Below are 23,446 nucleotides of genomic sequence, written 5' to 3'. Positions count from 1 at the left end.
AGCGGTTTCGCGGCGGTGCTGAACGAACGGTATTCACGGGGTCAAACGCCCTGGAGTGAACACCCATGAAAACGCATGTCAAAGCCCTGGTAGTAGGTGGTGGCGCCATCGGCACATCGATTGCCTATCATCTCGCCCGCGCCGGTTGGCAGGATGTGATGCTGATCGAACGCGATGAGCTGACCGCTGGTTCAACCTGGCATTCGGCGGGTCTTCTGCCGTATTTCAACATGTCCTATGCCACGACTCATATCCACGACTACTCGATCAAGTTCTACAAGACACTCGAGGAAGAGACAGGGCTCAACGCCGGGTTTTCCGTTGTTGGCAACCTGCGCATGGCCCAGACCAAGGCGCGGATGGACGAGTACATGGTTTACGCCACAACCGCCGAGACCTGCGATGTGCCCTACGAGTGGATGACACCGGCGCAGATCAAGGAACGCTGGCCCTTGGTGCGCACTGACGATCTCGAAGGCGCGATCTATCACCCGACGGATGGCTATATCAACCCGGCCGATGTGACCATCGCGATGGCCAAGGGCGCCCGGCAGCGGGGCGTCACGATCGAGCGCAAGTGGCAGGCCGACGCCTTTACCTGGACCGGGGACCATTGGGACGTCACGCTGACCAGGATGGTGGAAAAAGGTGGCAACCTCGTGCCCTCTGATGAGCAGACCGTGGTCAGCGCCGAGCATGTCGTGACCGCATCCGGCAACCATTCGCAGCGCATCGCGCAGCTTTTGGGGATCAAGATGCCGGCGATCCCGGTGGAGCATCAATATATCATCACGGAACCCGATCCCGAGCTGCTCAAGTACCGCGAGGCGGGCAATATCGAACATCCCGTGCTGCGCGACGCCGATGCCAAGTGGTATGTCCGGGAAGAGCGGGGTGGCTGGATGCTGGGACCCTACGAGTTCAATGCGCCGGCGCGCTTTGAATACGGCTGCCCCGACAGTTTCCGCGCTGACCTCTTCCCGCTCGATCTTGAGCGGATCGAGGAAGAATACATGTCGATGATACACCGCATTCCGACGACCGAAACGGCCGGTCTCAAGGCCGATTTCAATGGCCCGATCTGCTATACGCCGGACGGCAATCCACTGATGGGACCGGCGCCGGGGCTGCGAAACATGTGGCTGGCCGAGGGGTTCAGCTTTGGCATCACCGCCGCGGGCGGCGCGGGCAAGTATCTGGCCGATCTGATGGTCGAAGGCGAAGCAGAGATCGACATGGCCAGCCTGGACCCGCGCCGCTTTGGTCAGGACTGGATGACGACCGAATATGCAGCCCGCAAGAACGAGGAAGCTTACGAACACGTCTACATCCTGCACCATCCGGACGAAGAGCGCCCGGCCTGTCGTCCGCTTCGTACGGCCCCGGCGTACGACCGGCAAAAGGCGCTGGGGGCGCAATTCGGCTGCGTGAATGGCTGGGAGCGTCCGAACTATTACGGACCGCTGGATGCGCCCGAGACCTTCGATCACGATGCGCGCAGTTTCCGTCGCGGTGGCTGGTGGGACTACGCCAAGGTCGAAGCCGAAGCGATCCGCTCCGGCGTCGGCTTGATCGACGGCAGCGCCTTCGCCAAGCACCGTCTGACCGGGCCGGGGGCGACGGCCTTTCTCGATTGGTTCACCTGCAACAAGCTGCCCAAGGTCGGCCGCATCAACCTGACGTATGCATTGACCAGTCACGGCACGACGCGCACGGAGTACACCATCGTGCGCGAAGGCGAGGAGGACTACTACCTTGTCTCTTCGGGCGGTCTGCATGCCTATGACGAAGATTTCCTCTACAAGGCCATCGCTGACAAAGAGGCCGAGTTCGGTCGCATCAAAGAAGAGGACGTTACCACAAGATGGGGCGTCTTCGCCATCGCCGGGCCCGGATCGCGCGACGTTCTGCGGGAGATCATCAAGGATGTCAACCCGGATACTGTATTGTCGAACAAGCGCTTTCCGTGGCTGTCTGTGCGCAACATCGAGTTGGGCATGTGTCCGGTCAAGGCGATCCGCGTCGCCTACACCGGGGAGTTGGGCTGGGAGCTGCACCATCCGATCGAAATGCAGAATTACCTGTGGGATTTGCTGATGATGGCCGGGGCCAAGCATGGCATGAAGCTTGTTGGCGCGCGGGCACAGAACTGGCTGCGGCAGGAAAAAAGCTACCGGGCTTTCGGCCATGAGCTAGGCCGGGATGGGACGCCCTTGGAAGCCGATCTGCCGAGGTTCGTTGATCTGTCGAAAGACTTCCACGGCAAGGCCGCGCTACAGGAAACCGGTGTGCGGTCCAAGTGCTGCACGGTGCTGATCGATGGGCCTGCGGATGCCGACCCCTGGGGCCGCGAGGCGCTCTACAATGGCGACGCCCGCGTCGGGCGCCTGACATCTGGCGGATATTCCGTGACCTTCGGGAAATCCATCGGCATGGGCTATGTGGCGCCGGACCTGGCGGTGCCGGGGACGAAGTTGCAGGTCAAGATGTTCGATCAGCTTTGGGATGCGGAGGTTGTCGAGGACAGCCCCTATGATCCCAAAAACGAGGCCATCCGCAAGGACGGATGACCCAGGCGCAACCGGACGCGTCAACGCGTCCGGTTTTCCGTAGACGGAAAAACGCCCCTGCCGCGCGTTGTGCGTCAGCCCCGGCCGAAATCGGCTGTGGTCACCACGTTGTCGCCGTTGCGATCCATGCCTGCAAACCAGGCAGGCACAGCATTCAGGAATTCGTCGCGGGTGACGTTGCCATCGCCATCGGCATCCGTGACCTCGCGCAACATGCCATTGGCCGGGTTGCGATTGCCCGCTCCTTTGCCCATCCCGTTTTCGGCCATGTCCAGTGCGCGGGCCTCGTCGAAGAGGTCATACTCTTCGGCTGTCAGCACACCGTCTTCATCGGCATCGAATGTCAGGAACACGTCGCCACGCCGTTCGGTGGCTTCGGCCAGCGTCACCTGGCCATCCGAGTCAATGTCCCAGTTTTCGACGAAATGCCCGCCGGGGTTGCCCTGTTGGGCCATTGCGCTTGTCGAGACCAGAACCAGCGCGAGGACAAGAGGTGATTTGGACATGATTGTCACTTTCATATATTGCACTTGGAATATGTATGGGGGAGGCCAGTAATCTGCATCCCCCAAAGTGTCGCAGGATCATGCCACCAGTTCGTCGTAGACCTCGAGCGCCTTGCCCGCATACATCAGGCCCGGGCCGCCCCCCATCTGGACGCAGGTTGCCAGAATCTCGCCGATCTCTTCGCGGGTCGCACCGAGGCGCACAAGCGCTTCGACATGGAACAGGATACAGGGTTCGCAGCGTGTCGCCACCGCGATGCCAAGCGCGACGTATTCCTTTTCCTTGAATTTCAGTGCCGCATCTGTCTTGACCGTTTTGCCTAGCGCCGCAAAGGCGGCAGAGGTGTTCGGGATGAGACCGTTGAGGGATTTCAACTGTGTCTTGGTGTCGTTCAGTTTGGCTTTCCAGTTCATATCATGCTCCTGCGATGTGTTTGGTTCGCAAGAGCATTCCATCGTGCGCCGGTCCTTGATGCAGATCAGGCGACCGCGCCGCAGACGAAAAAGAAGGCCGGACTGGTTACCGGCCTTCAAGAGGTGGTGCTTCGAGGCGTTCTAGCCGAGCAAGCGTCGCGCGATCACCTGCGCCTGAATCTCGGCCGCACCTTCAAAGATGTTCAGGATGCGCGCGTCACACAGGATGCGGCTGATCTTGTATTCTAGGGCAAAGCCGTTGCCACCGTGGATCTGCAGTGAATTGTCGGCGGCAGCCCAGGCCACACGTGCGCCAAGCAGTTTGGCCATGCCAGCCTCAAGGTCGCAGCGGCGCCCCTCGTCTTTTTCGCGGGCTGAAAAATAGGTGAGCTGCCGCGCGACCATGATCTCCACCGCCATCATCGCCAGTTTCGACGCGACGCGCGGGAAGTTGATGAGCGACTTTCCGAACTGCTTGCGATCCCGCGCATAGTCCATGCCTTCGTCCAGCGCGGATTGCGCCACGCCGATGGCCCGCGCGGCGGTCTGGATGCGGGCGCTCTCGAAGGTTTCCATCAATTGCTTGAAGCCCTGGCCCTGTTCCAGGCCAAGAAGGTTCTCGCCCTTGACCTTGAAGTCATCGAAATTGAGCGTGTATTCCTTCATCCCGCGATAGCCGAGGACCTCGATCTCGCCGCCCGAAATCCCCGGATCCTGCCACGGGGCTTCGTCGGTGCCGGGAGTCTTTTCCGCCAGGAACATCGACAGGCCCTTGTAATTGTCGGTGTCCGGCAAGGTCCGGGCCAGCACTGTCATCACATGGGTTCGAGCGGCATGGGTGATCCACGTCTTGTTTCCGTTCAGGATCCAGTCGCCATTCTCGTCCTGAACGGCCTTCGTCCGCAGGCTGCCAAGATCAGAGCCGGTATTGGGCTCGGTGAAAACGGCCGTCGGAAGAATTTCTCCCGACGCAAGGCCTGGTAGCCATTTCGCCTTCTGATCCTCGGTGCCGCCGGCGATCACCAGTTCGGCGGCAATTTCGGACCGGGTGCCGAGTGAGCCGACACCGATATAACCACGCGACAGTTCTTCGGAGACGACACACATGGAATTCTTGCTCATCCCGAGGCCGCCATGGTCTTCGGGGATGGTCAGCCCGAACACACCCATTTCAGCCAGGTCGTCGATGATTTCCATCGGGATCAGCTCATCCTTGAGGTGCCATTCCTGGGCGTATGGCGCGACCTTGTCGACGGAGAAGCGGCGGAATTGCTCGCGGATCATCTCAAGCTCTTCATCGAGGCCGCAAGCCCCCACCGTCAACTCTGCGCTACGCTCCTGCATGAGATTCACAAGGCGCAGGCGCGCGGCCTGTGTGTTGCCGGCCTTGGTGAGTTGCATGACTTCGGGGGTCATCAGGGCGCGCATGTCGTCCTGGCTCAGGCCGATATCCTGAAGCCGGACGATTTCGCCCTGGTTCATCTGGATGCCGCCGTAGATCTGCCACAGGTATTCGCCAAAGGCGATCTGGTGGATCAGCTTTTCAACCTCTCCAAACGTGCCATCGGCGTCAAGCCGTTCGGCCCAATCCTGCATCTGGCGCAGCGATTCCACGTAGGTGGCGAGCCATGCCAGCCCGTGCGCCGCGGTCTGGTTTTCCTCGATCAGGGTACCCGAGATGCGACCATCCGTTTCGACCATGTCGCGCACGCGGGTGTTGGCCAGATCAAGGATGGCGTTTGCGGGGTCGAGCGCCGCAGCGGTCAGCATCAGCAGGTCGGGCAGGATCGTTTCGGTGGTCAGGGTCAGGTCTTGTCCGTCATGGGCCATGAATCGTGTCCTTTTCAGCTTTACTGCTGGATATCTATTTTGCAGGTGCAGCGCAACAAAAATACCAAATATACCTAATATTTGTTCCAATCTTTCGCATTGAAGTGCTGCCTTGCGGCGCTAATCCGATGCAGGTGCAGAAAACACTTGGGGCGGACACCCGGTAAAATGGTATGCCCGCCCTGACTTTCCCAGCACTTTTCGACGCAGGCCGCTTAGCCGATTGCGGCGGCTTTCACGTCATCGTCGATATAGGGCACATACTGCGCAAAGTTGTCAGCAAACATCTGTACGAGCTTGTCGGCCTGCGCATCATAGGCATCCTTGTCGTTCCACGTCCGGCGCGGATCAAGCAGCATGTCCGGCACGCCCTCGACCTTCTCCGGAACCTCGAATCCGAAATTCGGATCCTTGCGGAAATCGGCTTCGGCTAGGCGACCGTCCAGCGCCGCGGTCAGCAGGGCGCGCGTTGCCTTGATGGGCATCCGTTCCCCGGCCCCGTAAGCTCCACCGGTCCAGCCTGTATTGACCAACCAGCAGGTCGCGCCGTGCGACGCGATCTTTTCGCGCAGCAGGTTTCCGTACACTTCGGGGCGACGTGGCATGAAAGGCGCGCCGAAACAGGTCGAGAAAGTCGGCTCTGGTTCGGTCACGCCGCGTTCTGTCCCGGCGACCTTGGAGGTGAAGCCCGACAGGAAATGATACATCGCCTGCGCAGGTGTGAGCCGCGAGATCGGGGGCAGGACGCCAAAGGCATCGCAGGTCAGCATGATGATGTTCTTGGGATGCCCGCCAAGCGCGGTTTCCGACGCGTTCGAGATATAGTCCAGCGGGTAGGCGCAGCGCATGTTGGCGGTCAGGCTGTCATCCTTGAAATCAAGCTCAAACGTGTCGGGATCGAAGACCATGTTTTCGATAACGGTGCCGAACTTGTTCGTGGTGTCGTAAATCTCGGGTTCCGCTTCGCGCGAAAGATTGATCGTCTTGGCATAACATCCGCCTTCGAAATTGAAGGTTCCGCGATCGGACCAGCCATGTTCGTCATCTCCGATCAGGACACGGTTCGGATCGGCCGACAGCGTCGTCTTGCCGGTGCCGGACAGACCGAAAAAGATCGCCGTATCCACCGGGTTGCCAACCGCATGATTGGCTGAACAATGCATCGGCATGATGCCTTTTTCCGGCAAAAGGTAATTGAGAAGCGAGAAGATGGATTTCTTGTTTTCACCGGCGTATTCGGTGCCTCCGATCAGGATCAGCTTGCGATCGAAGTTCATCGCGATCACGGTTTCGGACCGGCAATCGTGTTTCTTGGGATCCGCCTGGAAAGACGGGCAGTTGATCACCGTGAAATCGGCCACAAAGCTGTCCAGGTCTTCGCGGTCGGGCCGGCGCATCATGTGGCGAATGAAAAGATTGTGCCACGCCAATTCCTGGATGAACCGCACGTCGATTGCGGTCTTGGGATCCGCGCCGCCGGTCAGGTCCTGCACGAAATACTCGCGCCCTTTCATATGCTCGAGCATATCGGAATAGAGCGCGTCGAACCCTTGGGGCGACATCGGCGCGTTATTGTCCCACCAGATCGTGTCGGCGACGCCGTCTGTCTTGACCACATGCTTGTCCTTGGGCGACCGGCCGGTGAATTTGCCGGTGGTGACAAGGAATGCCCCGCCATTGCCCAGCGTGCCTTCATCACGCTTCAATGCCGCTTCGATCAGAGCGGGCTCCGTGAGGTTGTAATAGACATTGCCAAGCCCGTTGATCTGTTGATCTTCCAGCCGGAATTTCGGGTTAACCCGTCCAAATGTCATTTGCCAAGCTCCTGTAGCTACGCTCTTGCGACGATTTTGTAGAAGGCCGCACACATGCGGTCTGCTCCCGACGGAACATCGAAAGCCTTCGCGTCTTAACATGGGCATTCCAGAGCTGAACAGGACGCAAACGCTCCGTTAGCGCAACCAAAAGCGGTTTAGCGCAACCATCACAGCCTCACGTCGGGCTTGGTGATGCATATTAGCCATCCGTAAGGATTTTTCCGTCTCAATATCAGCGCGGATGCGATGTGATTCGCAAAATTACATTGGCGCAAAGGAAAAAAGCACGCATAATGCCCAAAAAATACAATCAAGAGCAGTACAAGGAACACACTCCATGTCGAAAATCGCCCTTGTGGACGATGACAGGAATATCCTGACATCGGTCGCGATCACCCTCGAGGCCGAAGGTTTCGAGGTCGAAACCTACAACGACGGACAGGCTGCATTGGATGCATTCAACAAGAAAATGCCCGATATGGCCGTATTCGATATCAAGATGCCGCGCATGGATGGCATGGATCTGCTTCAGCGGGTCCGCCAGAAAACCAAGATGCCCGTGATCTTCCTGACGTCCAAGGATGACGAGATTGACGAGGTGCTGGGCTTACGCATGGGCGCAGATGACTATGTCAAAAAGCCGTTTTCGCAGCGCCTGTTGGTCGAACGTATCCGTGCGCTGCTGCGCCGTCAGGATGCCATTGCCGGCGACGCGGCCGGAACCGAGGTCGAAGAGACAAAGCTCATGGTGCGGGGCAATCTGTCCATGGATCCGTTGCGTCACGCGGTGTCTTGGAAAAATCGGGATGTATCGCTCACTGTCACCGAATTTCTGCTTTTGCAGGCCCTTGCCCAGCGTCCGGGGTTCGTCAAATCTCGCGATCAGCTGATGGATGTGGCGTATGATGATCAGGTATATGTCGATGATCGCACAATCGATAGTCATATCAAGCGCTTGCGCAAGAAAATGCGCATGGTTGACGATGAATTCTCGGCGATCGAAACGCTTTACGGAATCGGATATCGGTACAACGAAGAGTGACCATGGCACTGGTTGAGGGCGTCGCCGCTGATAAGACCGGGGGGCGGAAAGATGCGGACGTTGTGCTCGGGGACGATTGGATCGCCCCCGACAAGAATGTTGAGTCCGAGGTCCGCAACAGCCAGGAAAAGCGTGGCATCTTTTCTCTCAACCGCTCTCCGCTGACGCGCAAGATCATCACGTTCAACCTCGTTGCCCTCAACTTCCTTGTTGCAGGCATTCTCTTCCTCAATTCCTCTCGCGACACGCTGGCCGAACAAAAGGCCGAATACGTCCGGATCGAGGCGGAGCTCATCGCCGATGTGTTCGAGGCCCGAACGATCGATGCGCCCAGCGTCAATCTTGCCACAGGCGAAGGCGTGGATGTGTCTCGCACTCTGGACAACCTGGAAATGCGTCCGGGCCTGCATGTGTTCATCTTCGACGCGGCCCGCTTCCTCGTCGGCGAGGTCGATGAGGATGCTGGGGTCCAGGACGCTGCATCAACTGAAAAGCCAACGGTCATTTCGGATTTCCTGCTGACAGTCTGGAGCAGCGTATCTTCGGTCTTTGGCGCGCCCACTGTGTCGCCCTCGCTCAGCCTCGAAGACATCCTGCGCCGCCAGATCGAAGCAACGGAACCGTCTCAGACGCGCGTTGAACGGTCCGAAGGCCCGAATGGCGCCACGATCTTCACCGCCTTCTCCCCGATCGAGGTTCAAAGCGGCGTGGCGGGAACCGTTGCGCTGGTCAGCTACGCGCCTGAAATCGATGCTGCCGTGCGGCAGGAACGCGAAAATGTCTTGCAGATGTTCGTCATCGCGACGCTGGTGTCCATCGGTCTCAGCCTTGTTCTGGCCTCGACCATTTCCAACCCGATCTCCAACCTGGCGGACGCAGCGGAGGTGGGCCGGGATCGAAATCGGCGCAATGTTTCGTCCGGACGCATCCGCATCCCCGACCTGACCGCCCGGCCCGACGAAATCGGCCGCTTGTCAGGGGCTCTGCGCGGAATGGTTGCCGCGCTCTACGACAGGATCGACGCAAACGAACAATTCGCCGCTGATGTTGCACATGAGATCAAGAATCCGCTGGCGTCTCTGCGTTCGGCCGTCGGCACGCTGCGCGTTGCGCGCAAGCAGGATCAGGTGGAACGCCTTCTGGACGTTATCGACCACGATGTGCGCCGCCTCGATCGCCTTGTCAGCGATATTTCCAACGCCTCCCGGCTGGATAGCGAGTTGGTCAAGGAGGAAGAGGCCGAGTTCAACCTTCTGGAGATGCTCAACAATATTGGCCAGTTCCTTGGTGAAGATGCCAAGCGCCGAGGGGTCGAATTCATCTCGGATCTGCCCGAACAACAGGTCCATGTACACGGGCTCGAAGCGCGGCTCGCTCAGGTTTTCGTCAACCTGATCACCAATGCAATCAGCTTTTGCGAAGACGGCGATGCCATCCGGCTCTGGGCGCGCCGCCGCGAAAACCGGGTTTTGATCGTGGTCGAGGATACGGGTCCCGGTATCCCGGATCAGGCGCTTACCAAAATCTTCAAACGCTTCTATTCGCAGCGTCCGGAAACCGAATTCGGCAACAATTCCGGCCTTGGCCTCGCGATCTCGAAACAGATCGTCGAGGCGCATGGCGGGGTGATCTGGGCCGAAAACATCCGCCCGACCGAAGCCGACGCCACCTCCGAGCCTTTGGGCGCGCGCTTCGTGGTGGGGCTGCCACTGTGACGGACAATGTCTGACGCAGACACCCAAAGCCTGCACGCCACCGCAGTGGCGCTGCATGGCGGCGCGGCGCTGATGATCGGCGCGTCCGGGTCCGGGAAATCTTCACTTGCGCTCGAAATGATGGCCCGAGGAGCCACGCTTGTGGCGGATGACCGGGTGCTTCTGACCCTGGATACGGATAGGGTTCTGCTGTCATGCCCGGACACCCTGCGCGGTCTGATCGAGGCGCGAGGTGTCGGGCTGCTGCATGCCGATCATCAGTCACCCGCGTCATTGCGTCTGGTCATCGATATGGACCAGACCGAAACCCGCCGCCTGCCGCCTGATCGGATCATCACTTACTTCACGAAAACATTTCCTTTGCTTCACAAAGTCGAAACGCAGCATTTCCCCGCCGCGGTTTTGCAATATTTACGCAGTGACGGGCGGTCTGTTGGCCCGTCGTGATGACTACAACGGATTTATGACGACTGATCAAAACCAGACCAGGGTTGTGCTTGTTACCGGCCCTTCCGGCGCCGGGAGGTCGACCGCGATCAACGCGCTTGAGGATTTGGGGTTCGAGGCGATCGACAACATTCCTTTGCGAATGATCCCGCGGTTGTTTGACGGGGAACCGATGGATCATCCGGTCGCGCTTGGCATTGACGTGCGCAACCGTGACTTTTCCCTGTCCCGTCTTCTGGAGTTGCACCGGGAATTACTCCACCGGACCGACGGGAAGGCGGCGCTGTTGTTTCTGGATTGCCGGTCGGACGTGCTCGTGCGTCGCTATTCCGAAACGAGGCGGCGCCACCCGATGGCGTCCGAGGACGCACCCGAGTCCGGGATAGAGCGGGAGGCGGCGCTTTTGCGCCCGATCGAGGACCGGGCCGACATCGTCATCGATACCTCGCACCTGTCACCACATGACCTTCGGTCACAACTGACTCAAATTTTCTTCAATAGCGCCTCACATAGTCTGGCGGTATGCGTGCAGTCCTTTTCGTACAAACGTGGTATCCCGCACGGCGTCGACATGGTGTTCGACTGCCGCTTTCTGGCCAACCCGCATTGGGATGCGACGCTGCGCCACAAAACCGGCTTGGATGACGCGGTGCAGTGCTACGTCCGCCAAGACACGCGGTTCGCGCCGTTCAAATCCCGGATCACGGATATGCTGACATATCTCTTGCCCGAGTTCGAGGCAGAGGGAAAAACCCACCTGACCATCGGTCTCGGATGCACCGGAGGGCAGCACCGGTCGGTTGTTGTTGCGGAAGACGTGGCTCGGACCCTTGCAGAAGCCGACAGACGGGTGTCAATTAACCACAAGGAATTAATTCGCCGAGGGTTTATAGACCCTGGGAGCAGCGTTGTGTCTAAATCCGGAAAGGCGGTAGTTTGATCGGAATAGTGATCGTGGCTCACGGCGGCTTGGCGCAGGAATACCTTTCTGCGGTTGAACATGTTGTCGGCCAACAGGTCGGCATGGCTGCGGTGTCGATCCACGCGAACCATAACCGGGACGCCAAACAAACAGAGATCTGTACCCTTGCCGACAAGGTCGACATTGGGGATGGCGTCGTGATCGTGACCGACATGTTCGGCGGCTCCCCGTCGAACCTGAGCCTGCGGGCATGCAAGCCGGAAAATCGGCGCATCATTTATGGCGCGAACCTGCCGATGCTGATCAAATTGGCGAAAAGTCGCAACAAAACGGTCCCGGATGCTGTGCGCGCGGCCCTGGAGGCGGGGCGGAAATACATTGACAGTCAAGATGTATCTCTGGATCAGAGCGCCTGTTCAAAGACTTAGGGAGGCCGGCCAACATGTCCGCCACGGCGCATCGCGCATTAAACATCATAAACGAAAAAGGCTTGCATGCCCGGGCATCGGCAAAGTTGGTCGAGGTGGTCGAAGGCTTCGATGCCACAGCCGAAGTCCGCAAAGACGGGATAACCGCCTCGGGGGACAGCATCATGGGGCTTTTGATGTTGGCAGCCTCCAAAGGAACCTCTATTGAGGTCAAGACCTCTGGGCCTGACGCTGAGGCGCTTGCTGCTGCGCTTGAAACCCTTGTGGCCGACCGCTTTGGAGAAGGGTGCTGATCCTTGGGGTCGGCATGGACAGCCAGAAACAGGACATCACACTGCCCCATGGTTGACAGCTATCAGCACACTTCCACAGACGCGCCGCCCGTGGAACCGGGCGATCCGCCATATGACAAGCGTCGGTTGAGCTATGCCAACACGTTCACAAACCCGTGGAAATCAAACACCATTCGGGCATTGGAATGGGTGACGGGCAAGGTTCCTTTACTGCGGCTCGTGCGGCGGTTCGAACGCATGGGACCAGCCGAAGGGCAGGCGTTCTGGGGTCAGGCGTTGGGTCTGATGAAAATCCCGTTGCAAACTCCCCCTGAACAGATCGCGCGCATTCCAAAGACCGGGCCTGTCATCATCGTGGCCAATCATCCGCATGGCCTTGTGGATGGGATGGTTCTTGCCGAACTGATCGGGCGTGTGCGCACGGATTACAAGATCCTGACGCGCTCATTGCTCACCGGGGTATCCGAAGTCGAGCAATTCATGATCCCTGTGCCCTTTCCGCATGAAGAGGATGCGCGCGAGCAGAGCCTTGAAATGCGCAGCCGGGCCATGTCGCATCTCAAGACAGGCGGCGTGGTCGCGCTGTTCCCGTCGGGTGTCGTGGCGTCCAGTGATACATATTTCGGCCCGGCGATTGAGCGTACGTGGAATCCGTTCACGGCCAACCTGATCCAGAGGTCCGGCGCCACGGTGGTGCCGATCTTCTTTCCCGGCCAGAATTCGCGTGTCTACCAGATCGCCAACAAAGTGTCTGCGACCCTGCGTCAAGGACTGCTGATCAACGAGGTGATCCATGCGTGCGGGAAACCGCAGGCTCCTGTTGTCGGAGAGCCGATCCCGGCGGATGCGATTGAAGCCTTTGCCGGCCGCAGCCGCGATTTCGTGGCGTCGCTGCGGGAAACCACCATCGCGCTGGGCCGAAAAGACTAGCGCGTCGGCACTGGCGTGTCGCCACGGTAATCGTAGAATCCGCGCTGCGACTTGCGGCCCAGCCATCCAGCCTCGACATATTTGGTCAGCAGCGGGCAGGGGCGGTATTTCGTGTCCGCCAGCCCGTCATGCAGCACGTTCATGATCGCCAGACAGGTGTCGAGCCCGATGAAATCCGCCAATTCCAACGGTCCCATCGGGTGGTTCGCGCCCAGTTTCATCGACTGGTCGATGGAGTTCACATTCCCGACGCCTTCGTAAAGCGTATAGACCGCCTCATTGATCATCGGCATCAAGATGCGGTTGACGATGAAGGCTGGAAAGTCCTCGGCCGAAGCGGCGGTTTTGCCAAGGCTTTCAACCACGCCATAGCAGATATCATAGGTTTCGCGATCCGTTGCGATCCCGCGGATCAGCTCGACCAGTTGCATAACTGGCACCGGGTTCATGAAGTGAAAACCCATGAATTTTTCCGGCCGGTCGGTGCGGCTTGCAAGCCGTGTGATCGAGATTGACGACGTGTTCGAGGTCAGGATCGTATGGTCGCTCAGATGCGGGAGCAGACCGTCAAAGATTTTTTGCTTGATCGTCTCGTCTTCGGTGGCCGCTTCGATCACGAGGTCCGTCTGCGCGACCTCGGGCAAGTCCTGCGTCGTCGTGATCCGGGCCATCGCACCATCACAGGCCTCTCGGGTTATTTTCTCGCGGCTGACCTGTCGATCCATATTGCGTTCGATCAGGGCGACCGCGCGTTTCAGCGCGTCCTCGCTGACATCGTTCAGCACAACATGATACCCGGCCAAGGCCATGACATGGGCAATCCCATTGCCCATCTGACCTGCGCCGACCACGCCGATTGAATTGACCGTCATGCGTTTGCTCCGTTCGTTTCGTCGCAACAATGACTTGTGGGGCAGAGGGCTGCAAGGCGGATCAGGGGAACGCTCAAAATTTAGCTTTAGCGATTTGAGAACCGAATCGACCCAAGGTCTTTGCTGGGTGAAAAGAAGGGGTGGGACGATGACGATTCCCTCAATGCGCGATCAAGCGATTGATTATGCGCCGTGTCGATACAATGGTTCACGCCTCTGGTTCCGTGGACCGCGAAAGGCGCTGCGACGAAATTACGTAGCCTGTCTTGGCGGATCCGAAGTATATGGCCGCTATGTTGCCAAACCCTGGACGGAGCAGCTTGAAGACCAGGTGGGGCACACGGTGGTCAACCTCGGCGCCGAAAACGCCGGGATCGACGCGTATCTGAACGATCCCGGAGCGCTGGTGACCGCGGCGAATGCGAAGGTGGCGATTTTGCAGATCACCTGCAGTCACAATACCTCGAACAGGTTTTATTCCGTGCATCCGCGGCGCAACGACCGGTTTCTCAAGGCGTCGGATGCGCTCAAATCGCTCTACCCGGAAATGGACTTTACCGATGTGCATTTCACCCGGCACCTGCTGGTGCGGCTGAGGGCGGTTTGTCCCGACCGGTTCGAAACCGTGGCGACCGAAGTCCGCAGCGCATGGCAGGCCCGGATGCGGCACCTTGTGGCCCAGATGCAGGGTGCGGTGGTGCTGTTGTGGTTGGATCCCTGTCCATTGTCCCAAGAGCGTCAGCCGGACACGGTGGGGGAGCCCTTCCTGACCAGTCGAACGCTTGCACCCCTGGCTCCACATGTCCGTGAAACGGTGGAAATCGTGCCCGAGGACTGGCGCGCCGGGTTTGAAGCGATGATTGTGCCGCAGCTTGAACGGGCGCGGGCAGAACACCTGCCCGGCGCTGGGGTTCACCAACAGGCGGCGACCGCGCTTGCCCGTGCGATCATTCCGGCTCTGCAATGATACCGGCTGTGCAAAAACAAAGGGCGCGCCCGGTTGAGCGCGCCCCTTTGTTCCGTCTGGACCTGAAACCTTACCCCAGCTTTTCGGTCAGCTCTGGCACCGCATCGAACAGATCGGCCACAAGCCCATAGTCGGCTACCTGGAAAATCGGGGCCTCTTCGTCTTTGTTGATCGCCACGATGACCTTGCTGTCTTTCATGCCGGCCAGGTGCTGGATCGCGCCGGAAATGCCGACCGCGATGTAAAGGTCCGGGGCGACAACCTTGCCGGTTTGGCCAACCTGCCAGTCGTTCGGCGCGAAGCCGGAATCGACCGCGGCGCGCGAGGCGCCAACGGCCGCGCCAAGCGAATCCGCCAGTTTTTCGATCATGGCGAAATCCTCTTCGGAGCCGACGCCTCGGCCACCCGATACAACCACGCCCGCAGATGTCAGCTCGGGGCGGTCGCTTTCGGCCACCTTGTCCTCGACCCATTCGGACAGGCCAGGATTGTCTGCCGTCGCGATGTTCTCGATCTCGGCAGAGCCGCCTGTGCCTGCGGCGTCAAATGTCGAGGTGCGGATGGAGATCACCTTGGTCGCGTCCGCTGACTTGACCGTCTGGACCGCGTTGCCCGCATAGATCGGGCGCTCGAAGGTGTCGGCGTCCACCACGCTGGTCACATCGGTCAGGATCATCACGTCCAGCAGCGCCGCAACGCGGGGCAGGATGTTCTTGGCATCCGTGGTCGCAGGGGCGACAATATGCGTATAATCCCCGGCAAGAGATGCAATCAAAGCGGCCACAGGTTCAGCCAGCCGATGGCCGTAAAGCGCGTCCTCGGCCAGCAGAACCCTGGACACCCCTTCGATGGTCGCAGCTTGGTCTGCGGCATCCTTGGCGGTCGCTCCGGCGGCCAGCACGGTCACGTCGCCCAAGGATGTGGCGGCTGTCACGGTCTTGGCCGTGGCATCCATCGCCAACGCACCATCGGTAATCTCGGCAATCAGAAGTACAGTCATTCAAACAGCCCCCGCCTCTTTGAGTTTCTCGACCAATTCATCGACCGATCCGACCTTGATCCCCGCGACCCGCTCTTCGGGTTCGGAGGTCTTGATGATCTCAAGGCGTGGCGTCACGTCGACTCCGTAATCCTCGGTTGTCTTTTCATCCAAAGGCTTTTTCTTGGCCTTCATGATGTTGGGCAGGGAGGCATAACGCGGCTCGTTCAGGCGCAGGTCGGTGGAAATGATTGTCGGCATCTTGACCTTGACAGTCTGCATGCCGCCATCCACTTCGCGGGTCACAACAGCGTGCTCTCCGTCGATGTCCACGTTGTTTGCATACATCGCCTGCGACCAGCCCAGCAGCGCCGACAGCATCTGGCCGGTGGCATTCATGTCGTTGTCGATTGCCTGCTTGCCGCAAAGAACCAAGCCCGGCCCTTCTTCTTTGACGATTGCGGCAAGGATCTTGGCAACCGAGAGAGGTTCGATATCGGTTTGCACGTCGTCTGCGGCCACCACGAGGATCGCGCGGTCCGCCCCCACGGCAAGGGCCGTGCGCAAGGTTTCCTGGCTTTGCTTGACACCGATTGAAACGGCCACGACCTCGTCTGCCTTGCCCGCTTCCTTGAGCCGGATCGCCTCTTCCACGGCGATCTCGTCAAACGGGTTCATAGACATCTTGACGTTGGCGAGATCGACACCGGAGCCGTCCGCTTTGACGCGGACCTTCACGTTGTAATCGATCACGCGTTTGACAGGTACGAGGACCTTCATAAGCGCGTTCCTTTCATTGGTATCACAGGCGACCCTGCGATTCTGATAGACGGTCCCGCAATGGATACCCAACCCGGGTCAGGGGAAACAGGGTAAAATCGTCACGTTAGCGCCAACCTACGTCGCGTTTTCAGGCCCAGATCATTCGCAGGGCGCGCCACTCCGAGGAAGCAAAGATCGGTTCGGTCCTCGATTGTGTCTCGGCGAAGGCGCGCGCTGCATCGCCGCGGCCTGCCGTTGACGGGTGTGCCGACAGGTATTCTGGCAATTCGGGGCCTACTGTTTCGCTTTCAAGCGTCTGAAAGTACGTGGCAAAGCCATCGACGCTGACATTGGCCTTTTTCAGCAACGCCAGGGAAAAGGCGTCGGCCGCGCGCTCGGCCTCGCGGGTGTAGGACGCGGACAGCATATTCTCAGCAAGGATCGCAATCGCTGCGCCGCCGGTGAAATCCCCCGACACCATCGTCAAAAGTCCTGCCGAACCAGATGCCGCGCCAGCGCGTGCGTGCCAGCTTGTACCGCCGTGCCGGGCAAACGGCAAAAAGCAGGAACGGCACCACCGCGAGGGCCGAGATACACAGCGCCCCCAGCTGCGCCACGACGTCCTGCTGCGTAGGTGTCTCGTTCAGGTCGAAGGCGTCCACGCCGGCAAAGAACAGCACCAATTGCGGGATGCCAAGATAGACGGCAAGAAAGACCAAGCCGAGCAGCTTTTCCAACCCGGTGCCGGTGTATTCGAAGTCGTCGCCATTGGCGTTGGTCGATGACCAGATATCGCGCCGGATGCGCGTCTTTTGTCAAAACCGGCAGATGCCCAAGGTGATGACCGTCAGCAGCGCGGTCCTGAAGGCAATCCTGAAAAAAGGCCCGGTCTTGCCGGAATAGAACAGGCCCGGCAGGTTCGGACCTCGTGGCGTCGCGCCGCCAGGGGGCGGGCCAGCCCCGCCAGGGGCGTCAGGTGAACCGGTTGTCCCGCGGGAATCCGCGCGGGGCCATGCGTCCCGTGCCGGCGCGTTTTCCGGTCCATTCCGAGAGGTCTGTTTCGGTTCTTGTCCGTCCAGCGGGGTCCCGCCAGCTGAGTCCTTCGGTCAGGGTGAAGGTGGTCGCATCGGACAGTCCTCCGTCCTTGTACTTTTGTACGCGAACGCCTTTCCCGCGCCCCATCTCGGGCAATTCATCCATCGCAAACACCAGAACTTTTCGGTTTTCCCCCACGACGGCGACACTGTCACCGGTTACGGGTTTGCACACTTTCGCGCGAACGTCGCCTCTCACGTTCAGCACTTGTTTCCCGGCCCGCGTCTGCGCCACGACATCGTTTTCCGGGACGACAAAACCATCGCCGGCGCTTGACGCCACAAGAAGCTTGCGGCCCGGCTGATGAATGAAAAGATCCACAATCGCCGCTTCGTTGGGCAAATCCACGATCAGGCGCAGCGGCTCGCCCATGCCGCGCCCACCGGGCAATTGTGCCGCGGCCATGGTATAGAACCGCCCGTTGCTGCCGAACACGAGCAGCTTGTCGGTGGTTTCGGCATGGAAAATGAACCGCGGCCCGTCACCATCCTTGAACTTCAGCTGGCGATCGAGGTCGATATGACCCGTCATCGCCCGGATCCAGCCCATCTGGCTGCACACCACCGTGATCGGTTCGCGTTCGATCATCGCCTCGAGCGGAACATCCTCGACCTCGCTCGCTTCCTCGATCAATGTCCGCCGCGCGCCGCCCGCATAGGCCTTTCCCGAGGTTTTCTTGAACTCTTTCAACTGCTCCGCGATCCGCGTCCATTGCAGGTCGCCGCTGTCCAAAAGGTCCTCCAGCCCGGCGCGTTCCTCGATCAGCCGGTCGCGCTCCGCGACAAGCTCCATCTCTTCCAGCTTGCGCAAACTGCGCAGCCGCATGTTCAGGACCGCCTCGGTCTGTACTTCGGAAAGCCCCAGAGCTTCGTCGCCCGAAACAATGCCTGGAGAGACATAATCCGCCTCGTCGCGGGCACGCGGATGATCCTTGGTCCAATCTTCGCGCATCAGCGCGGCCTTGGGCTCATCGTCGTAGCGAATGATGTCGATCACGCGATCCAGGTTCAAAAACGCGACGATCAACCCTTCCAGCACTTCAAGCCGGTGGTCGATCTTGTCCATCCTGTGCTGACTGCGCCGGATCAGCACCTCGCGCCGGAAATCGAGGAAGGCGCGCAGCACCTCCTTCATCGAACAAACCTTGGGCGTCAGCCCATCGATCAGGACGTTCATGTTGAGGCTGAACCGCGTCTCCAGGTCGGAGTTTCGGAACAGCGTGTTCATCAGAACGTCTGCATCCACATTCTTGGACCGCGGTTCCAGCACCATGCGGATATCGTCGGTGCTTTCGTCCCGGATATCGGCCAGGATCGGCACCTTCTTGGTCTGGATCAGCTCGGCCAGCCGCTCGACCAGCTTGGATTTCTGCACCTGGTATGGAATCTCGGTCACGACAATCTGCCACTGGCCCCGGCCCAGGTCCTCGACCTCCCACTTGGCGCGCACCCGCAAGGAGCCGCGACCGGTGCGATACGCCTGCGCAATGGTTTCGCGCGACTCGACCACCACGCCGCCGGTCGGAAAATCCGGGCCGGGCACGAAATTCAAGAGCGTGTCATCACGCGCGTCCGGCACCTTGATCAGGTGCACGCAGGCATCGATCAGCTCGCCGATATTGTGCGGCGGAATGTTCGTGGCCATGCCCACCGCGATGCCAGAGGCACCATTCGCCAGCAGGTTCGGAAACTGCGCAGGCAAGACCGCAGGTTCTTCGAGCGTGCCATCGTAATTCGGACGGTAGTCAACGGCGTTCTCGTTCAGCCCGTCCAGCAGCGCTTCCGCCACCGGGGTCAGCCGCGCTTCGGTGTAGCGGGCCGCCGCCGGGTTATCGCCGTCGATATTGCCGAAATTGCCCTGGCCGTCGACCAGCGGGTAGCGCACGGCGAAATCCTGCGCCAGCCGCGCCATGGCGTCATATATTGCGGCATCGCCATGCGGGTGGTAATTCCCCATGACATCGCCGCTGATCTTGGCCGATTTGCGGAACCCGCCCGTGGAACTCAACCGCAATTCGCGCATTGCATAGAGGATACGTCGATGAACCGGCTTCAGGCCGTCACGCGCATCGGGCAGCGCCCGGTGCATGATCGTCGACAGAGCATACGTCAGATACCGCTCACCGATCGCGCGGCGCAGCGGTTCCGCGTAATCACGAGGGGTCATCTTGGGGTCGTCGAGGTCATCCACCATAGATGGTGTGATAGCCACCGCCTCTGAGGCCGTAAAGCAATTGCGGGAATATTTTTTGCCTTTCCCCTTCGGCCCATCAGGAGAATCGCTGTATCAGCCGTCGGGTGAGTGATGGTGAGATCCCGTGGGGAAGTATGATGAACAAGTATATTTGGGTGGCGTTTGCCTTCATGGGGGTTGGTTTCTACGAAATGTCCGGCGGGTCCGATTTCCAACCTGGCGAAACGACCGTCGAGGTTTTCGCGGATCCCAGGCAGGCGCCCGAACAGGCGCGCCCCGAACCATCGCGTGTCGCCCGCGCCGACACGACCGCGACGCGGCTGACGGAGATCGCGCCGATACGCGTTGTGGCAACGCCATCCGGCACGGGTGCAAAGCCGACATCGGCACCAGACAGTCCGGAGCCGGACCGCGAAACCCTGGTCGACACCGCGCCCGAGCCGGAAGTTCCGGCGGACACGCAAGCCGTGCTCGAAGAGGCCGCACCGGATCTGCGTTTTGTCGATGGAGATCGCGTGAACATGCGGGGCGGTCCCGGCACCGATTATGCTGTTATCGGCAAGCTGCAGCGCAACGACATGGTCGAAGTGATTGAGGACGAAGGCGATGGCTGGCTGCGCCTGCGCGAAACCTTGACGGGCAACGAAGGCTGGATTGCCGACTGGCTCGTGACTGCGTCCAATTAGCATGACATCCCGAACCATCCTTGTCACCGGGTGTTCCTCGGGTATCGGTCTTGACGCTGCGCGACGGTTGAAGTCCCGGGGATGGACCGTCTTTGCCGCCTGCCGGGCGTCCGAGGATTGCGCGGCCCGCGCGGCAGAGGGTTTTGTGGCACCGCGGCTTGACTACCAGGATACCGCCAGTATCGCCGCCGCCGCCCAAGAGGTGCTGGGCCACACCGGCGGCACTCTTGATGCGGTGTTTCACAATGGCGCCTACGCGCTGCCGGGTCCCCTCGAGGATATTCCCACGGACGGCCTGCGCGCCCAGTTCGAGGCGAATTTCCTCGGCTGGCATGACCTCACCCGCGCGCTGCTCCCGGCAATGCGGGCACAGGGTGGGGGGCGCATCCTGCTCAACTCCTCGGTGCTGGGCCTTGTCGGCATGAAATGGCGCGGGCCTTACGTCGCCACGAAATTCGCGCTCGAAGGCTATGCCGACGTGCTGCGCATGGAAATGGCCGAGACCGGCATCCATGTCGTTCTGATTGAACCCGGCCCGATCGAAACCGCCTTTCGCCGGAACGCGATCCGGCAATTCGACACATGGGTGGATTGGAAATCCTCGCCGCGCCGCGCGCAATACGAGGCGTCTTTGCTGGACCAATTGCACAAGGGGGGCGGCACCAAGACCCAATGGCCCGCCTCCGCCGTGACCGATGCGGTGGTCACCGCCCTGGAGGCCAGACGCCCCAAACCGCGCTACCGCATCACCACGCCGACCCACGTGATGTCCATCGCGCGTCGCCTGCTGCCGACCCGCGCGCTCGACTGGGTTTTGTCGAAGGGCTGACTTTTCATTGGCCTTGCGGGACGCTACGGCTACATCCCCGGAGACTCGCAATCAAAGGAAGGCATTTGCCATGATGCAAGACCCGCTGTTCATTATCGCCGCCATAGCCTGCCTGGCGGTGGTGGCTGTCCTGTTCTTCGGCATCAGCAGCTTTGCCAAGGGCGGCGAGTTCAACAAGAAATATGCCAACAAGGCGATGCGCTGGCGCATCATGGCCCAATTCGCGGCTGTGGTGCTGATTCTGCTCTTTGTCTGGCTGCGAGGGGAATAAACGATGGTCGTTCTGAACAAGATCTACACCAAGACCGGTGATGATGGCGAAACCGCGCTGGGCAATGGCGCGCGGATCGCGAAGCACGCAATGCGCGTTACGGCCTATGGCACCACGGATGAACTCAACGCCATTGTCGGGCTCGCACGACAGCATGCCGAGGGGGCTCTCGATCACAATCTTTCCCTTATACAGAACGATCTTTTCGATCTCGGCGCCGATTTGTGCCGCCCCGACATGGAAAGTGACGCTGATGCCGAGTATCCACCGCTGCGCGTGGTGTCCTCGCAAGTGGATCGTCTGGAAGCGGATATCGACGCGATGAATGCCGATCTCGAACCGCTGCGCAGCTTCATCCTGCCTGGCGGTTCGGCGCTGTCGGCCTATCTTCACCAATGCCGCACGGTCGCGCGTCGCGCCGAACGTCACACGGTGGAACTGGCCACGATGGAAGGTGTCAATCCTGCGGCTGTCAAATACCTGAACCGGTTGAGCGACTGGTTCTTTGTCGCGGCGCGGACCGCCAATGACAATGGCAAAGCCGATATCCTTTGGGTCCCGGGCGCAAGCCGCTGACGCCGCTCGTCTTTTTCGGGATCCAAATACCCACCGGAGCGTGAGGGCAGCGCCCTCACGCCTGGTTTTCGCAGGCTACCGGGACAGAGGATGCGTTATCGTCTCGTCATCCTGATTTGTCACTCACGTTTTCCTTGAAAGCAACCTCGAACGCGGCCTTCTGTTCCTCGCTCGCCTCAGTCTGGTGGCGCGCCTTCCAGTCCGACATGGGCATGCCGTAAAACACCTCGCGCGCGCCGTCCTTGTCCAGTTCGATCCCGCGCTCGTTTGCCGCTTCCTGGTACCATCGACTCAGGCAGTTGCGGCAAAACCCGGTCAGGGTCATCATGTCGATGTTCTGCACATCCGGGCGGTCTTCGATCAGATGCTGGCGCATCCGACGGAACGCAGCGGCTTCGATCTCGATTCGGGTCTGGTCGTCCATCTCGGGTCTCCTCTGGATCATTCTGTCGTCTTGGCCAGCGCAGCCTCCAGCAACGGGGCCAGTCGCGCGCCCCATGCCGCCTGCTGCGCCTCGGTTTCGATCAGATCGTTGCGCAGTTCAACAAGTGTGTTCTGACGTCCGTGATGCAAGGCATGGCGGTCCATCGCGTCGCCGGGCAGGTGGCCGGGATAGGGTTGGTTCCGACCCACGACGAGATCCGGTTCAGCCCGCAAAAGATCAATCAGCGGGTCCGACAGGCGACGATCATGGGCATGCAGGATACCTATATGCCACGGTCGGCTCGGCCGTGACCGCAATTGCGGCGTGAAGGAATGCACCGACACGATCACAGTGTCGTCGCGCCGCGCGGCAAGGCTTTCGAGCGCGGCGTGATAGGGGCGGTAATAGGCGTCCAACCGGCGTTCCGTCTCCTCCAGGCCCGCAGCGCGGTTGCCCGGGATGACAGACCCATCATAAAGACGCATCAACAGTGTCGGGTCATCCTCGCCCCGGTTCGGATCGATCACCAGACGTGAAAAATTCGACAGGATCGCGGAGGCGCCCAAAGCGTCGGCCAGGGCCATGGCCACACCTGCCGCGCCGGGGTCGAAGGCGATGTGCCGTGCCATGTCAGCATCGGGCAGCCCCAGCGTACCACCCAGATCGGGCGGCACCGTATTGGCGGCGTGATCGCACGTCACGAGCCAGCGCGCGGCACGGTCCTTCGCATGGACGTAAAATGGGGCATATGTCATAGTTATCTGGTCTCCCGGGCGCATCAGATACTGAAGTTGCACCGGAAAGGGAAATGGGCAATAAGCACGCACGGAGTTAGCGGTAACAGCAGGGGGAGCGGGTGACTCGGGTCATCCATGCCC

25 protein-coding genes are annotated in these 23,446 nt (G+C 60.1%); 13 read left to right on the top strand and 12 right to left on the bottom strand.

Translation table 11 applies throughout. The features are described 5' to 3' along the window. Window positions 1–65: 65 nt before the first annotated feature. The gene (locus LCF59_RS02450; protein ID WP_292285238.1) at window positions 66–2,570 is read left to right on the top strand and encodes an FAD-dependent oxidoreductase; all 2,505 of its coding nucleotides are present in this window, start codon (window positions 66–68) and stop codon (window positions 2,568–2,570) included. 74 nt (window positions 2,571–2,644) lie between these two features. Here the strand turns inward: LCF59_RS02450 and LCF59_RS02445 are convergent, their stop codons facing one another. The 4 genes from LCF59_RS02445 to LCF59_RS02430 form a co-directional block, all read right to left on the bottom strand. After that, complete coding sequence (locus LCF59_RS02445; RefSeq protein WP_292285237.1) at window positions 2,645–3,076, bottom strand: EF-hand domain-containing protein; 432 nt, start codon at window positions 3,074–3,076, stop codon at window positions 2,645–2,647. A 78-nt stretch (window positions 3,077–3,154) separates the two neighbouring features. Continuing rightward, window positions 3,155–3,490 carry a carboxymuconolactone decarboxylase family protein gene (locus LCF59_RS02440; protein ID WP_292285234.1) on the bottom strand — a complete coding sequence of 112 codons (336 nt, stop codon included), beginning with the start codon at window positions 3,488–3,490 and terminating at the stop codon, window positions 3,155–3,157. Window positions 3,491–3,631: 141 nt separating this feature from the next. Then, window positions 3,632–5,320: an acyl-CoA dehydrogenase family protein gene (locus LCF59_RS02435; protein ID WP_292285232.1), complete on the bottom strand. Its 1,689-nt coding sequence runs from the start codon at window positions 5,318–5,320 to the stop codon at window positions 3,632–3,634. Between the two features lie 215 nt (window positions 5,321–5,535). After that, window positions 5,536–7,134, bottom strand: coding sequence for a phosphoenolpyruvate carboxykinase (locus tag LCF59_RS02430; protein ID WP_292285230.1), 1,599 nt, complete (start codon window positions 7,132–7,134; stop codon window positions 5,536–5,538). 340 nt (window positions 7,135–7,474) lie between these two features. Here LCF59_RS02430 and LCF59_RS02425 point away from each other — a divergent pair, with 340 nt between their 5' ends. From LCF59_RS02425 to LCF59_RS02395, 7 genes are read left to right on the top strand one after another with little or no spacing between them, the layout of a single operon-like run. Continuing rightward, entirely contained in the window at window positions 7,475–8,179 is a 705-nt protein-coding gene (locus tag LCF59_RS02425) for a response regulator transcription factor (RefSeq protein WP_292285228.1), read from the top strand. Between the two features lie 2 nt (window positions 8,180–8,181). Continuing rightward, complete coding sequence (locus tag LCF59_RS02420; RefSeq protein WP_292285226.1) at window positions 8,182–9,894, top strand: sensor histidine kinase; 1,713 nt, start codon at window positions 8,182–8,184, stop codon at window positions 9,892–9,894. Window positions 9,895–9,900: 6 nt separating this feature from the next. Next, window positions 9,901–10,341, top strand: coding sequence for an HPr kinase/phosphorylase (locus LCF59_RS02415; RefSeq protein ID WP_292285225.1), 441 nt, complete (start codon window positions 9,901–9,903; stop codon window positions 10,339–10,341). A gap of 16 nt (window positions 10,342–10,357) precedes the next feature. Beyond that, window positions 10,358–11,281, top strand: coding sequence for an RNase adapter RapZ (gene rapZ / locus LCF59_RS02410; protein WP_292285223.1), 924 nt, complete (start codon window positions 10,358–10,360; stop codon window positions 11,279–11,281). Beyond that, window positions 11,278–11,691 carry a PTS fructose transporter subunit IIA gene (locus LCF59_RS02405; protein WP_292285221.1) on the top strand — a complete coding sequence of 138 codons (414 nt, stop codon included), beginning with the start codon at window positions 11,278–11,280 and terminating at the stop codon, window positions 11,689–11,691. The genes rapZ and LCF59_RS02405 overlap by 4 nt, the downstream gene beginning before the upstream one ends. 14 nt (window positions 11,692–11,705) lie before the next feature. Further along, entirely contained in the window at window positions 11,706–11,984 is a 279-nt protein-coding gene (locus LCF59_RS02400; RefSeq protein ID WP_292285219.1) for an HPr family phosphocarrier protein, read from the top strand. Between the two features lie 48 nt (window positions 11,985–12,032). Next, window positions 12,033–12,914 (top strand): lysophospholipid acyltransferase family protein, encoded by an 882-nt coding sequence (locus LCF59_RS02395; protein WP_292285218.1) that lies wholly within the window; start codon window positions 12,033–12,035, stop codon window positions 12,912–12,914. Here the strand turns inward: LCF59_RS02395 and LCF59_RS02390 are convergent. Continuing rightward, window positions 12,911–13,786 carry a 3-hydroxybutyryl-CoA dehydrogenase gene (locus LCF59_RS02390; RefSeq protein ID WP_292285216.1) on the bottom strand — a complete coding sequence of 292 codons (876 nt, stop codon included), beginning with the start codon at window positions 13,784–13,786 and terminating at the stop codon, window positions 12,911–12,913. The two genes, LCF59_RS02395 and LCF59_RS02390, sit on opposite strands and share 4 nt — an antisense overlap. Before the next feature lie 148 nt (window positions 13,787–13,934). On the opposite strand from LCF59_RS02390, the gene LCF59_RS02385 reads away from it, so the two are divergent. Further along, window positions 13,935–14,753 (top strand): DUF6473 family protein, encoded by an 819-nt coding sequence (locus tag LCF59_RS02385; protein WP_292285214.1) that lies wholly within the window; start codon window positions 13,935–13,937, stop codon window positions 14,751–14,753. Between the two features lie 70 nt (window positions 14,754–14,823). Here the strand turns inward: LCF59_RS02385 and LCF59_RS02380 are convergent, their stop codons facing one another. From LCF59_RS02380 to LCF59_RS02360, 5 genes are all read right to left on the bottom strand, one after another. Continuing rightward, complete coding sequence (locus LCF59_RS02380; protein ID WP_292285212.1) at window positions 14,824–15,753, bottom strand: FAD-binding protein; 930 nt, start codon at window positions 15,751–15,753, stop codon at window positions 14,824–14,826. Continuing rightward, on the bottom strand, window positions 15,754–16,512 hold the full coding sequence (locus LCF59_RS02375; RefSeq protein WP_292285210.1) for an electron transfer flavoprotein subunit beta/FixA family protein: 759 nt from the start codon (window positions 16,510–16,512) through the stop codon (window positions 15,754–15,756). A 130-nt stretch (window positions 16,513–16,642) separates the two neighbouring features. Next, a complete protein-coding gene (locus LCF59_RS02370; protein ID WP_292285209.1) occupies window positions 16,643–16,975 on the bottom strand; it encodes a M48 family metalloprotease in 333 nt (110 codons plus the stop codon). Then, window positions 16,926–17,285: a DUF898 family protein gene (locus LCF59_RS02365; RefSeq protein ID WP_292285453.1), complete on the bottom strand. Its 360-nt coding sequence runs from the start codon at window positions 17,283–17,285 to the stop codon at window positions 16,926–16,928. The genes LCF59_RS02370 and LCF59_RS02365 overlap by 50 nt, the downstream gene beginning before the upstream one ends. Window positions 17,286–17,466: 181 nt before the next feature. Beyond that, complete coding sequence (locus tag LCF59_RS02360; protein WP_292285207.1) at window positions 17,467–19,782, bottom strand: DNA topoisomerase IV subunit A; 2,316 nt, start codon at window positions 19,780–19,782, stop codon at window positions 17,467–17,469. 137 nt (window positions 19,783–19,919) lie between these two features. Here LCF59_RS02360 and LCF59_RS02355 point away from each other — a divergent pair, with 137 nt between their 5' ends. From LCF59_RS02355 to LCF59_RS02340, 4 genes are all read left to right on the top strand, one after another. Beyond that, a complete protein-coding gene (locus LCF59_RS02355; RefSeq protein WP_292285205.1) occupies window positions 19,920–20,468 on the top strand; it encodes an SH3 domain-containing protein in 549 nt (182 codons plus the stop codon). A 1-nt stretch (window position 20,469) separates the two neighbouring features. Beyond that, on the top strand, window positions 20,470–21,297 hold the full coding sequence (locus LCF59_RS02350) for an SDR family NAD(P)-dependent oxidoreductase (RefSeq protein WP_292285203.1): 828 nt from the start codon (window positions 20,470–20,472) through the stop codon (window positions 21,295–21,297). 70 nt (window positions 21,298–21,367) lie between these two features. Further along, complete coding sequence (locus LCF59_RS02345; RefSeq protein ID WP_292285201.1) at window positions 21,368–21,568, top strand: twin transmembrane helix small protein; 201 nt, start codon at window positions 21,368–21,370, stop codon at window positions 21,566–21,568. Between the two features lie 3 nt (window positions 21,569–21,571). Beyond that, window positions 21,572–22,144 carry a cob(I)yrinic acid a,c-diamide adenosyltransferase gene (locus tag LCF59_RS02340; RefSeq protein ID WP_292285199.1) on the top strand — a complete coding sequence of 191 codons (573 nt, stop codon included), beginning with the start codon at window positions 21,572–21,574 and terminating at the stop codon, window positions 22,142–22,144. 106 nt (window positions 22,145–22,250) lie between these two features. Here LCF59_RS02340 and LCF59_RS02335 read toward each other — a convergent pair whose 3' ends face one another. After that, the gene (locus LCF59_RS02335; protein ID WP_292285451.1) at window positions 22,251–22,568 is read right to left on the bottom strand and encodes a DUF1244 domain-containing protein; all 318 of its coding nucleotides are present in this window, start codon (window positions 22,566–22,568) and stop codon (window positions 22,251–22,253) included. A gap of 17 nt (window positions 22,569–22,585) precedes the next feature. Beyond that, a complete protein-coding gene (locus LCF59_RS02330) occupies window positions 22,586–23,323 on the bottom strand; it encodes an N-formylglutamate amidohydrolase (protein WP_292285197.1) in 738 nt (245 codons plus the stop codon). Between the last annotated feature and the right edge of the window lie 123 nt (window positions 23,324–23,446).

The organism is Marivita sp. (assembly GCF_020055675.1).
Classification (GTDB): domain Bacteria; phylum Pseudomonadota; class Alphaproteobacteria; order Rhodobacterales; family Rhodobacteraceae; genus Marivita.
Note: the sequence above shows the minus strand (reverse complement) of the source record. Positions and strands in the feature narration are given on the sequence as shown.